Origin of the sequence: Halosimplex litoreum (assembly GCF_016065055.1) — an archaeon.
GTDB classification, from domain to species: domain Archaea; phylum Halobacteriota; class Halobacteria; order Halobacteriales; family Haloarculaceae; genus Halosimplex; species Halosimplex litoreum.
Genome location: NZ_CP065856.1, coordinates 3,101,470 through 3,113,855, shown reverse-complemented (window position 1 = coordinate 3,113,855; position 12,386 = coordinate 3,101,470). Strand labels below are relative to the sequence as shown.

Here is a 12,386-nt window from a genome sequence, read left to right as displayed (position 1 = left end):
GGATATATGGTAGAACGAGAGACCTGGGCGACGAGGGTCGGCTTCCTCGTCGCGGCGATCGGGAGCGCAGTCGGCCTGGGGAACCTCTGGCAGTTCCCGTTCAAGACGGCCGCGAACGGCGGCGCCGCCTTCGTCGTCTTCTACCTGATCGCGGTGACGCTTGTCGGCTTCCCGGCGCTGCTCGCGGAGTTCGTCGTCGGCCGGCGGACAAAGCGCAACGTCGTCGACGCCTTCGCGGAGCTGGGCGGACCAGTCTGGCGAATCGTCGGCGCCATGGGGATGATCACCGGGTTCTGGATCCTCTCCTACTACGACGTGGTCGGCGGGTGGGTCCTCCGGTACATCCTCGGCAGCGCCACCGGCGCGTACTTCGACGATCCGGGGGCGTACCTCTCGGCGGTCGCCTCCGGTCCCGAGGCGATCGCCGCGCAACTGCTCTTCCTGTCGATCGCCGTCGGGATCGTCGCGATGGGCATCGAGGACGGCATCGAGAAGGCGACGAAGGTGATGGTCCCGTCCATCGTCGTTCTCATGCTCGCGCTGGCGGCGTGGGCGCTCACGCTGGGCGGTGCCGCCGACGGCCTCGCGTACTTCCTCTCGCCGGACGTGGACTCGCTCGTCGCCAACGCGGGCGCGGTCGTCCCCGACGCGGTCGGCCAGGCCTTCTTCACCCTCTCGCTGGGGATGGGCATCATGGTCACCTACGCCTCCTACGTCGGCGAGGACGACAGCCTCCCCGTCGACGGCGGTGTCATCGTCGTCTCGAACACGCTCATCGGCGTGCTCGCCGGCGTCGTCGTCTTCCCGATCCTCTTCGCCGAGGGGATCGACCCGGCGACCAGCGGGCCGACGGCGCTGTTCGAGGCGATGGCCGCGGCGTTCGCGGCGCTGCCCGCCGGCCGACTCCTCGGCGTCGTCTTCTTCGGCGTCGTCGCGCTCGCGGCGCTGTCGTCGGCGATCAGCCTGCTCGAAGTCGCCGTGTCCTACGCGACCGACAACACCGACGCCTCGCGACCGGCGCTGGCCGTCGGCGCCGGCCTCGTCCTCTTCGTCCTCGGGCTCCCATCGGCGCTCGACACGGGCGAACCCGGGGGCTTCTCGGCCTGGTTCGTCTGGTTCGACTCGATCGCCTACGGCCTGCTGTTGCCGCTGTCGGTGCTGCTCGTCGTCGCGTTCGTCGGCTGGGTCCTCGGCCGGGACGCCGTCGCGGAACTACGCGAGGGGAGTTCCGACTCGGACAGGCTCGCGATGGCCTGGCTCTGGACGCTCCGGACGGTCGTTTTCTTCGGCATCCTCGCGACGCTCTATCTCGGCTTCGAGAGCCTCTTCCTGGCGGAGGACGCCGCCTTCTTCGCGCCGTTCTGAGCCGGGCGCGGCGTTCACGGCCGTTGCCGGCCGCGTCGCCTATCGGACCATGTACGGGTCGTCGTCGGGGAGGAACCGCCCCAGGTCCGCCCGACGGACGTAGTCGCGCTGGCGCAGCTCAACGAGCGCGTCGACCAACGCTCGCTCGTCGTCGTCGGACCACTCCACGGGGCCCTTGACCGGGACGACGAGCCAGCCGCTCCCCGGGATCTCGGTGGCGTGCTGGGCGTCCAGATCCACCTCCTCGGCCGGTCGCGCGGTCATGTTCGCGAAGACGTGCCGGGTCGCGCGCTCGCCGACCGGCAGGAGGACGTGGGCGGTGATCGCCCGGATCTCCGAGTCGAAGATGTTCTCCAGGTCGGCGTAGTCCTGTGCGCTCGGGACGCCCTCGGGGACGCAGGGGTAGAGATACGAGAAGTAGGTCTTCTCGACGACCGGGGGTGACCCGGTCTCGGCGAGCAGGCCGCCCTCGGCGAGCGCCCGCTGGAATCGCTCGCTGGCTTCGAACTCCGTGAACGGGTAGCCGGACTCGGCTCCGCCGTGGACGCCGGGATGGTCGCCGACAACGTGGAAGTCGGCGTTGGCGTCGCCGTAGCCGGCGACGAACGGCTCACACGGCGGCGAGAAGCCGAAGGGGTTCGACCGGCGGGCCGTGACGTTCTTCACAGGACTCGTCTGTGGCGGCGTGGTCAAAACTTCGCCGGTTTCCGCCGTACTCGCCGGGCGGACACGCCGTCGCCGCCCCGGCGTCGGGAAACGCTTTTCTCCCGGACTGCCGATGCCCCACCAATGACCGCACGGACCCGCGTCGGCCGGCCGTTCGACCCGCTCGGAGGGAACTCGACGTGACCCGCGAGGAGGACGTCGAGGACCTGCGCGAGCGCAAGGAGCGAGCCCGGAAGGGCGGCGGCGACGAGCGCATCGAGGCCCAGCACGACCGCGGCAAGATGACCGCCCGCGAGCGCATCGACTACTTCCTCGACGACGACAGCTTCGTCGAGATCGACGCCCTGCGCGAGCACCGCTCGACGAAGTTCGACATGGAAGAACGGGAGTTCCCGGGCGACGGCGTCGTCACCGGCTACGGCGAGGTCGACGGCCGCACCGTCTTCGTGTTCGCCCACGACTTCACGGTGCTGGGGGGCTCGCTGGGCGAGGCCTTCGCCCAGAAGGTCTGCAAGGTGATGGACAAGGCCATGGACACCGGCGCACCCATAATCGGCCTCAACGACTCGGCCGGCGCCCGCATCCAGGAGGGCGTCGACGCCCTGGCGGGCTACGCAGACATCTTCCACCGCAACCAGCTGGCGTCGGGCGTCGTGCCACAGATCTCGGCGATCATGGGTCCCTGCGCCGGCGGCGCGGTGTACTCCCCGGCCATCACCGATTTCATCTTCATGGTCGAGGAGACCAGCCACATGTTCATCACCGGCCCGGACGTCATCGAGACGGTCACTGGCGAGGAGGTGACCTTCGACGAACTCGGCGGCGCCGCGACCCACACCGGCGACTCGGGCGTCGCGCACTTCGCGCCCGCCGCCGAGGAGGAGGCGCTGGACGACATCCGGTATCTCCTCTCGTACCTGCCCGCCAACAACGCCGAGGACCCGCCGCGCGTCGATCCCTGGGACGACCCCGACCGCGCTGACGAGGATCTGCGCGAGGTAGTGCCCCAGTCCCCGCAGAAGCCCTACGACATGCACGACGTGATCGACGGCGTCGTCGACGAGGATTCCTTCTTCGAGGCCGCCGAGCGCTACGCCCGGAACCTCCTGACCGGCTTCGCCCGCCTCGACGGCCACGCCGTCGGCGTCGTCGCCAACCAGCCCCGCGTCAACGCCGGGACGCTGGACATCGACTCCTCGCTGAAGGGCTCGCGGTTCGTCCGCTTTTGCGACGCGTTCAACATCCCCCTCCTGACGTTCGTCGACGTGCCCGGCTTCATGCCCGGCAAGGACCAGGAGAAGGGTGGGATCATCAAACACGGCGCGAAGCTGCTGTACGCCTACTCCGAGGCGACGGTGCCACTGATGACCGTCATCACCCGCAAGGCCTACGGCGGCGCCTACGACGTGATGTCCTCCAAGCACGTCGGCAGCGACGTGAACTACGCCTGGCCCACCGCGGAGATCGCCGTCATGGGTCCCGAGGGCGCCGTCAACATCCTCTACGACGAGGAACTCGACGCCGCCGAGCAGGTCGAACAGAAGCGCCAGGAACTCATCGACGAGTACCGCGAGGAGTTCGCCAACCCCTACACCGCCGCCGAGCGCGGGTTCGTCGACGACGTGCTCGAACCGCCCGAGACCCGCTCGCGACTGATCGGCGACCTGGAGACGCTGCGCTCGAAACGGAAGGACCACCCCGACCGGAAACACGGGAACATCCCGCTGTAGCGGAACTCGTCGGCAGCGACAGTTCGCCCGCGCCGCTACGTGAGGCCGCGGCGGCGGTCACACCGCCGCGACGCCGGCCCTGGCGTCCCAGGCGACGAAGACCCGGGTGAGCCGCGCGAGCGCGGCGAACAGCCGTTCGGCCGAGTCCGCGCGCTCGACCGCCTCGTGGAACGCGTCGAGCCACCCGAGGCGCCCGACGGTCTCGCGCTGAAGCCGGCGGACCGCCGCCAGTTCGTCGGCCCCGTCGGCGCCATCGCCGGCCTCCCCGTCGGTCGCGCCGGTCCCTCGGCCCGTCTCGTCACCGGTGTCACCGGCGAGGAGCGCGGCCTCGCGCTCGCAGAGGGCGCGCATGAACTCGAACGACGCGGCGAGGTGGTCGGGCACGCCGTCGCCTCGCTCGGGTTCGAATCCCGCCGCGGCGTGCGAACGCGCGGCCGCCGCGGCGGGGTCGCCGAACAACTCGCCGGCCTCGCCCGCCTCGTGATACGGCGAGTCCGACTCGAAAGACTCGCTGGGGTCGTCGGCCCAGGCCGAGGCGAACGGCGGGACGTAGTGCGGTCCCGGCACGGCGAAGAGGTTGTCGTAGCCGACCCGGAGCGCCTCGACGCTCGGGTCAGAGCGCTCCAGCGGCGCCGTCGGTATCTCCACCGGGAGGTCGTCGGCCAGTCGAGCGACCGTCCCGTCGGCGAGCGCGCTCGCGAGGGTCTCGACGTCGCCGTCGAACGTCGCCGCCAGCAGTCCGTACACCTGCGCTCGCGCCAGCGCGGCTGCCCCGTCCGGGGGCGGCCCCGCCGGTCGGTCGTCGCCGGCGTGATGGGACCGACCCGCGTTCGTGTTCGGGTTCGTGTCCGCGTCCGCGTCTACGCTGTCGGACATCGGAATCACCGCCGCTCCACGTCGACGAATGCGTCGTACTGTGCGTTGGACCCGCCGACCAGGTCCGACAGGCCGGTGTCGCCCAGCTCGGCGTCCAGCGGCTGGACGTGGTTGATCGCGAACCCGGCGTCGCGGCCCTTGGCCAGCCCCGCCTCGTCGGTCATCGGCTCGTCGAACTGGTAGGGCGTGTGGCCGTCCTCGCCGACCGCCTCGCGGGTCTCCCCGTCGACGGTCTGGGCGCTCGCGCCGTCGCCGGTGCGGCCCCAGCCCCACATCGCGCCGACGACGCCGGGGCGGATCCCGCCGGTGACCATCGCGACGCCCTCGACGGTGGTCCGGCCAGCGTCGATGACCACCTCGTCGCCGTTCTCGACGTCGCGCTCCTCGGCGTCCCGCGGATTGATCCACAGGGGGTTCTCCGGGCGCGTCTCCCGGAGCCACGGGCTGTTCTGGGTGCGGTGCATCCCCTGGGTCCGCGGCTTCCAGTTGACGAGCCGCAGGGGCCGCTCGGCCTCGTCGTCACCGCCGACCGACGCCTGCACGTCGCCGTTGTAGTGTTCCACGTCGTCGACGCGCGGCAGCGGGTCGAAGCGCTCGCCGGTGTAGGAGTGTTTGCCCGTCGGGACGACCTCGCTGTAGAAGTCGACGCGCGAGCCGAGTTTGTACCGCAGCTGCTCGCCGTCGTAGGCGTTGCTGTCGTCGAATCGATCGGCGTAGTCGTACTCGTGGCCGTGCTCGGCGAACCGGTCGGCGTACTCGTCGACCGGTTCCTCGAAGCGGCCGCCGCGGTCGAGCACGGTGACGACCTTGGGCCACTCCTCGTCGCGGACCGCTCGCTGCCAGCGGTCGCGGTCGAACGCCTCGCCAAGCCCCGTCTCGTGGCTCTCGCGGAAGGCCGCGCGTTCGTCCGCGTCGGCGTCGGAGACGGGCTCGCGGTCGTAGGCGACGTTCGCCGCGAGCTTCAGGTAGAAGTCCTCCGAGCGGTCGAGCGGCCACAGGTTCCCCTCGGCGTCCGGGATCGCGCCCTCGCCGACGCCGGGGAGGTCCAGTTCCTTCCAGAGGTCGATCAGGACCTCCTCGAAGGGACGGGCGTCGGGGACGACGCTGACGGCTGGCTGGCTGATCTTCTCGTCGGCCAGGCGCTTGTTCGGGTAGGTGCCGAAGTTCTCCCAGCGCTCGAGGTAGGTCGGCTCCGGCAGGACGTAGTCGGCGTACTTGCTCGTCTCACCGATCACCGTGTCCGAGGCGACGACCAGCGGGATGGTGTCGGGGTCGCTCAGGATCTCGGGGATCTGGTCGCCGCCCGCGACCGCCATCACGTGGTTGTTCGAGTACGGGCGGATGAACAGCGCCTCGACGCCGTAGGGGTACTCGTCGGCGGCGCTGCCGTACAGCTCCTGGGTGGCCTGTGGCGGCGCGACGGGGAACCACGGCCGCTTCGCCGGGTAGCCGCCGTCGCGCTCGAACAGCGAGGTGTCCTCGTAGTTGACCCCGCCGCGCAACAGCGGGATCCCCCACGGCGAGTGCCCGTCCGGGACCTGCCCGAGTTCGTAGCGCCCGGACATCGTGCTGTAACCCGCGTAGGGGGTGATCTGTCCCCCCTTCCAGTCGTAGTTGCCGACGAGGTGCTGGAGCGTCGCGATGGCGCGGCTGTTGTAGAAGCCGTTGGTGTGTTTCGCCGGGCCGCGGTAGGCCATGATCGCCGCACGCTTGCCGTGGCTGGTGAACTCGTCGGCGATCTCGGCGATCCGGTCGGCGCTGACGCCGGCCATCTCGGCGTACTCGTCGACCGTGTGTTCGGACACCCGCTCGCGATAGCGACGCCAGACGCTCTCGACGGCGGCGCCGTCGACGGTCAGCGACACGTCGAGGACGCCGGTCTCGACCTCGCTGGCCGGCCGCGGTTCACCCGTCTCGGCGTCGACGGCGACGAAGTCGTCGGCGTGCTCGTGGCCGTCGGGGACCAGCCCGAGGTCGGCGGCGCGGGCCTTGGGACCGGCGTCCTCGTCGACGAGCACGAGGTGGGTCGCGTCGCTCCACGTCGGCTCGCCGTCCGCCGCAGCGGCACTCTGGGCGGGGTTGCGGAGGTACTCGGTGTCGTGGCGGTCGTGGTCGAGGATCCACCGCGCCATCCCGAGCGCGAGCGCGCCGTCCGCGCCGGGTTCGACCGGGACCCAGGTGTCGGCCTTCTCGGCGGTCTTAGAGAGGCGCGGGTCGACCACGTCCATCCGCATCCCGTCCTCGATCGCGTTGGTCAGCTTCGGGGCGAGCCACGTCGGCCCCTTGTTGGCGACCATCGGGTTGGTCCCCCACACCAGCAGGTACTCGCAGTGCTCGATGTCGGGGTACTGGCGCTTCTTCTTGGCCGCGTGCGAGCGGACGTTCCCCATGACGCTGGAGAACCCGCAGGTCCCCGCGTGGTGGACGCTGTTGATCGAGCCCAGGCCCTGGTGCCACAGCCGGGCCCGAACGAAGTTACGCCGGAACCCCCCCACGTCGACGATCTGGTTGGCCTTCGGGCCCAGGTCCGGGTGGTCCGTGTCGATCAGGACGTCTTCGTACCGCTCGTCGAAGGTCGACCTGTCCAGATCGCCGGACTGGACCGCCTCCCAGTCGGCCATCACCTCCTCCTCGGGCGCGTAGCCCCACAGGTCTCGTAGTCCGGGGTGGCCCAGATCGTCGTCGCCCTCGACGATGTCCGCGATGGCCTGCTCCCACGAGACGGTCTTCCACTCGCCCGACCCCCGCGGCCCGACGCGTTTCATCGGCTTTCGGACCCGGTAGGTGTCGAAGGCCGTCTGGATGCCCGCCTGCCCTTTCAGGCAGATGCGGCCGCCCGAGAGCGACCACCGATCGGCGTCGACGTCGCCGCTCCCCTCGACGTCGCCCGTCGCGACTTCCTCGGGGTCGCTATCGTAGGGAACCTGCGAGAACGGCTGGGTGTTCAAAAAGGAGTAGGGGTTGCCGGCCAGCTTGCGGACGAGCGAGCTGTACTCGCCGGTCCCGCTGTCGTCGGCCAGCCGGACCTTGATCGGGCAGAACGTGTTGCACTGCCCGCAGGTGGTGTGGATCACGTCGCCGGCGTCGTACTCCCCGTAGTCGTCGCCGACGTAGTGTTCGGTGTCGTCGGTCCACAGGTCGTCGGTGTCGACGTTCACGGTCGCGGCGCTGGCGGCGCCGACGGCGCCGACGGCCCCGACCGCCTTCACGAGGTCGCGCCGCGTGAGCGACGGGCCTCCGTCTTCGGTCCCTCCGGCGTCAGCGTCGGTGGTGTCGTCGGTTGACATCAGTGGTCACCTCCGTCGAGCGGCGTCAGCGGCAGCAGTTCCGCGCCGATCGTGTACAGCAGCAGGCCGACCGCGATCATCCCGGCGCTGGTCGCCCACTCCACGGCCGTCGGGAAGTACGAGCCGTGGGGCAACCCCTCCATGACGGGGCGGATCTGCGGCGGGACGACGATGTTGAACCGCACGGCGACGATGCCGATCACGACGCTGAGCCCGGCCAGCGCCATCAGCCACGGCGTGCGTCGCCAGTCGCGCTTCGAGAGCACGACGAGCGGGAACACCCACCCGAACCCGACCATGAACCACCAGAACGACCACGACATCTCGCCGAACGCGATGATCTGCCAGGTCTCGACGACGTGGGGGTGGAAGCTGACGATAGCGATCAGCGCCTCGATGGCCGTCAGCGCCACGTCGACGACGACGAACGCCGCCAGCAGTTTCGCCAGCTGGTCCAGCAGGTCCCGGTCGACGCGCTCCCCGTCGAACAGTTTCGTCCGGAGGACGTACAGCACCATCACGAGCGCCGTCCCCGACAGCACCGCCGAGACGATGAAGATCACCGGGAAGAGCCCGCTGTTCCAGTACGGGCGGGCCTTCGAGACGGCGAAGAGGACGCCGGTCCCGCCGTGGACCATGAAGATGGCCAGCGGGATGCCGACGATCCCGGCCCGCTTGAGCCAGGTCCGGTCGGTGGTCCGGGAAGCCTCGGTCGTCGCCCGACGGCCAAGCGTCAGCAGCCCGCTGATCCGGGCCCGCAGGCCGGATCCGTGCTCGGCGACGCGGGCGAGGTCGTAGCGCATCGAGAAGTACAGCTCGGTCACGAGGACGCCGATGTAGGCGACGTAGGCGTGGACCTCCCAGGAGAGCGCGGAGGTGAACTGCCGCCAGACGAACGGGTGGTACATCCGGTCCATCCGGCCCAGGTCGGTCCAGACGAACAGCAGCGCGACGACCATGCTGACGATCGCCGCGAACAGCGCGTCGCGGTCGATCCGGTGCATCGCCTCGACGCCGAAGACGTTCGCGAGCGTGCTGACGAGGAACGCCCCCGCCGAGAGGCCGACGAAGTAGATGTAGAAGGCGACCCAGGCGCCCCAGGGGGTCGTGCTCGTGAGGTTGGTGCTCGCCATCCCCCGCGTGATCCGCAGGTACGTCGCGTACCCGCCGACGAGCAGGAGCGCGCCGACGAACGCGTACCAGGCGACGCGCAGGCGGTCGCTGACGAATCCGGGGTCGAACTCGAACCGGGAATGGTCGGTCGCCATGGCTCTATCTGAGGTAGTGGACGTTGGGGTCGGTCCCCTCGTGTTCTTTCAACTGGAACGCCCGCGGGGAGTCGGCCATCTCCGAGACCTCGCTGTCGGGGTCGTCGAGGTCGCCCATGTTCCGGGCGTCACCGATACAGGTCTCGACGCAGGCCGGTTCCTCGCCGCGCTCCAGGCGGTGCGTGCAGAAGCTACACTTGCGGACGTTGCCGACCGGTGACTCGTCGCCCTCGCGCTTCCCGCGGTCGACGCCGTACTCGGGACTGGTCACCTCCCCGGCCTCCGCGACCTCGTCGTCGTAGTTCTCGCCGAAGTCGAAATAGCGCGCCCCGTACGGGCACGCGATCATGCAGTACCGACAGCCGATACAGCGGTCGTAGTCGACGTTGACGACCCCGTTGTCCATCTTGTACGTCGCGCTGACCGGACAGACCTGCACACAGGGCGGGTTCTCGCACTGCATGCACGGCCGGGGGACGTTCGTCCGGGTCACGTCGGGGAAATCGCCGTGTTCCTCCTCCATGACGACGTTGTAGGAGACGCCCGGCGGCGTCCGGTTCTCGGCCTTGCAGGCGACCGTACACGAGTCACAGCCGACGCACTTCTCGAGGTCGATGACCATCCCCCAGCGCTCGTCGCCGTCCGACTCCGAGTCGACCGCGGCGTCGCCGGACTCGCCCGCCGGGAGGTCACAGGCCACCGAGTCCATCGAGCCGACCGAACAGCTCATCGCGTCGGCGGCGCCGGCGTCGATGGTCTGGTCGTCGCTCTCGATCGACGGGTTGGGCGTCTCGCGATAGGCGTCGCCGAACTCGCGGTCGGCGGCCTCGTCGTATCGCTCCCAGTACGCCTCGGCGGAGAGCTCCCCCCGTGAGACGCGCTTTGCGTCTTCCGCCATCGCGATCCCGAGATCCGTGTCGTGGTCGGTCTTCGACAGTTCCTCGCGGGCGTCGGCCGCCTCGTCGTCGACCATCGCGTCGATCTCGCGGCCCACGTCCGGTACGCCCGGCTGTGGGTCGTCGCGACTGCTCATCGACACCACCCGTCACGCTCGTCCGGTTCGGCTCGGTCCGGTCTCGTCCCGATGGTCGCTCGGATCATACACGTCAACGTACGAGCGTCCGGCGGGAGTGCGTGCCACCGATACTCTTTGGCCCCGAATCGGCACCGATTTCGAGGGATAACCGACCGGCCAATACTGTTTGGCGCGGGGGATCTCACGGTCGCGTCACCGCGTCGCCACGCGTCTCAGGATCTGGGAACGGGCTGAGTTTATATAGGACGGGACGAACGAGTTCGTGACGTGACCGACGCTCGCAACGGCGACGCCCGTCGCCCCGGAGGTGCCCGGTCGTGAACGGTGTCATCCTCGCCTCGATCGGCCTCCGGGTCGTCGGGGTCGGCTACTCGCTGGTGTTGCTCTCGCGGAGCGACGACCGGCGCTTTGGCTTCCTGACGGTGATGCTCGCGCTGATGGCGACGCGGCAGTTGCTGTCGGCGCGCCAGACGACGACCGCGCTGGCGGAACTCCCCGGACTGCTCGTCAGCGTGCTCGCGCTGTTCACCGTCCACTACCTGTCGAGCTACGTCGTCGAGGAGCGCCGTCTCACCGAACGGCTCCGCGGGTTCCGGAAGGCGATCGAACACGCCGGCCACGCGATCTTCCTCACCGACACCGACGGGACGATCGAGTACGCCAACCCGGCGGTCGAGAGCGTCGTCGGCCACGACCCCGACGCGGTCGTCGGCGAGAACCCGCGACTGTGGAAATCCGGCGAACACGACGAGGCGTTCTACGAGGAGATGTGGGCGGAGATCGCCTCCGGGAACGTCTGGGACGGCGAGATCGTCAACCGCCGGAAGTCGGGCGACCTCTGCTGGGTCGACATGACGATCGCGCCGATAACGGACGACACCGGCGCGGTCGAACGGTACGTCGCGGTCGAGCGCGACGTGACCGAGCGCAAGGAGCGGCGGCTCCGTATCGAGGCGCAAAACGAGCGTCTCGAACGGCTCAACAACACCAACGAGGTGCTCCGTGACGTCAACCGGGAGCTGGTCGCGGCGTCGACGCGGCGGGAGATCGAGCGGGTGCTGTGTGACCGGTTCGCCGACTCGGCGCTGTTCGAGGGGGCCTGGGTCGGCGACTCGCGGCTCGTCGACGACGGCGTCGACGTGCGGACGGCGGCCGGCGTCGCCGAGGCGACCCTCGAAGCCCGGCTCGCGTCCGGCGATGGGTACCGGACTGTCGTCGACGAGGTCCTCGAACGCGGCTCCCCGTCGTTCGTCGACGACGGCGGAGCGCCGGTCGACGACCCCGCGGCGGCGGCGGGCGTGGTCGTCCCGCTGTCGTACCACGACGCCGACTACGGAGTGTTGGTCGTCGAGAGCGGCGCCGACGGTGCCTTCGAGTCGATCGACCGCGGCGTGTTCGCGGAACTCGGGCTGACGGTCGGTGACGCGATCAACGCGGCCGAGAGCAGACGGACGCTCGCGGCCGACGACGTGACCCGGCTGGAGTTCCGGGTCGACGAGGTGACCGATCCGTTCGTCTCGCTGTCGGCGGCGCTCGAGTGTCGGGTCGACCTCGAACGGCTCTCGGAGGGCGACGGCGACCGCGCGGCCTACGTCTCGGTGACCGGGAGCGAGCCGTCGGCGGTCGCCGAGCACGTCGACGCGTCGTCGCACGTGCGCGCCGTCGAGTCGCTGTGTGCGCTCGAGGAGCGCTGTCTGCTCCGGCTCCGAACGGACGACTCGTCGGTGGTGACGACGGCCGCGCGGTACGGTGCGGCGGTGCGGTCGCTGTCGATCGACCGCGGGGACGGTCGGCTCGTCGTCGACGTGTCGCGGTCGAACGACGTCCGGTCGGTCGTCGAGGCCGTGCGCTCGGCTCACCCGGGGCTCGAACTCGTCTCCCAGCTGGAACGCGAGCGCGACGGCGAGTCCACGCCGGAGTTCCGCTCGGGGCTCGAGGAGGCGCTGACCGAGCGACAGCTCGAAGCCGCCCAGACCGCCTACTTCGCCGGGTTCTTCGAGTGGCCCCGCGAGACCAGCGGGGAGGCGGTCGCGTCGATGATGGGCATCTCCCAGTCGACGTTCACCGAACACCTCCGCTCGGCCGAGCGGAAGCTGTTCCGGGAGCTGTTCGAGGGGCGGCCCGATACCGTCTCCGGCCCCGCCACCGCCTGAGCGGG

General features: G+C 69.9%; 8 protein-coding genes. 3 read left to right on the top strand and 5 right to left on the bottom strand.

Annotated elements, in window-relative coordinates; genetic code table 11:
- The first annotated feature begins 6 nt into the window (after positions 1 to 6).
- Positions 7 to 1,365 (top strand): sodium-dependent transporter, encoded by a 1,359-nt coding sequence (locus tag I7X12_RS15400; RefSeq protein ID WP_198060935.1) that lies wholly within the window; start codon positions 7 to 9, stop codon positions 1,363 to 1,365.
- A gap of 39 nt (positions 1,366 to 1,404) precedes the next feature.
- On the opposite strand, the gene I7X12_RS15395 is transcribed toward I7X12_RS15400, so the two are convergent.
- A complete protein-coding gene (locus tag I7X12_RS15395) occupies positions 1,405 to 2,031 on the bottom strand; it encodes a uracil-DNA glycosylase family protein (protein WP_198060934.1) in 627 nt (208 codons plus the stop codon).
- 179 nt (positions 2,032 to 2,210) lie between these two features.
- Between I7X12_RS15395 and I7X12_RS15390 the strand changes: the two genes are divergently transcribed.
- Complete coding sequence (locus tag I7X12_RS15390; RefSeq protein ID WP_198060933.1) at positions 2,211 to 3,761, top strand: acyl-CoA carboxylase subunit beta; 1,551 nt, start codon at positions 2,211 to 2,213, stop codon at positions 3,759 to 3,761.
- Between the two features lie 57 nt (positions 3,762 to 3,818).
- On the opposite strand, the gene I7X12_RS15385 is transcribed toward I7X12_RS15390, so the two are convergent.
- The 4 genes from I7X12_RS15385 to I7X12_RS15370 are packed head-to-tail and all read right to left on the bottom strand — an operon-like array spanning position 3,819 to position 10,225.
- Entirely contained in the window at positions 3,819 to 4,637 is an 819-nt protein-coding gene (locus tag I7X12_RS15385) for a TorD/DmsD family molecular chaperone (RefSeq protein ID WP_198060932.1), read from the bottom strand.
- A 5-nt stretch (positions 4,638 to 4,642) separates the two neighbouring features.
- Positions 4,643 to 7,924: a molybdopterin-dependent oxidoreductase gene (locus tag I7X12_RS15380; RefSeq protein ID WP_198060931.1), complete on the bottom strand. Its 3,282-nt coding sequence runs from the start codon at positions 7,922 to 7,924 to the stop codon at positions 4,643 to 4,645.
- Positions 7,924 to 9,192, bottom strand: a complete 1,269-nt coding sequence (nrfD, locus tag I7X12_RS15375) for an NrfD/PsrC family molybdoenzyme membrane anchor subunit (RefSeq protein WP_198060930.1) — start codon at positions 9,190 to 9,192, stop codon at positions 7,924 to 7,926. Before nrfD ends, I7X12_RS15380 begins: the two co-directional genes overlap by 1 nt.
- Before the next feature lie 4 nt (positions 9,193 to 9,196).
- Positions 9,197 to 10,225: a 4Fe-4S dicluster domain-containing protein gene (locus I7X12_RS15370; protein WP_198060929.1), complete on the bottom strand. Its 1,029-nt coding sequence runs from the start codon at positions 10,223 to 10,225 to the stop codon at positions 9,197 to 9,199.
- Positions 10,226 to 10,545: 320 nt separating this feature from the next.
- Between I7X12_RS15370 and I7X12_RS15365 the strand changes: the two genes are divergently transcribed.
- Positions 10,546 to 12,381, top strand: a complete 1,836-nt coding sequence (locus I7X12_RS15365; RefSeq protein WP_198060928.1) for a bacterio-opsin activator domain-containing protein — start codon at positions 10,546 to 10,548, stop codon at positions 12,379 to 12,381.
- The last annotated feature ends 5 nt before the right edge of the window (positions 12,382 to 12,386 follow it).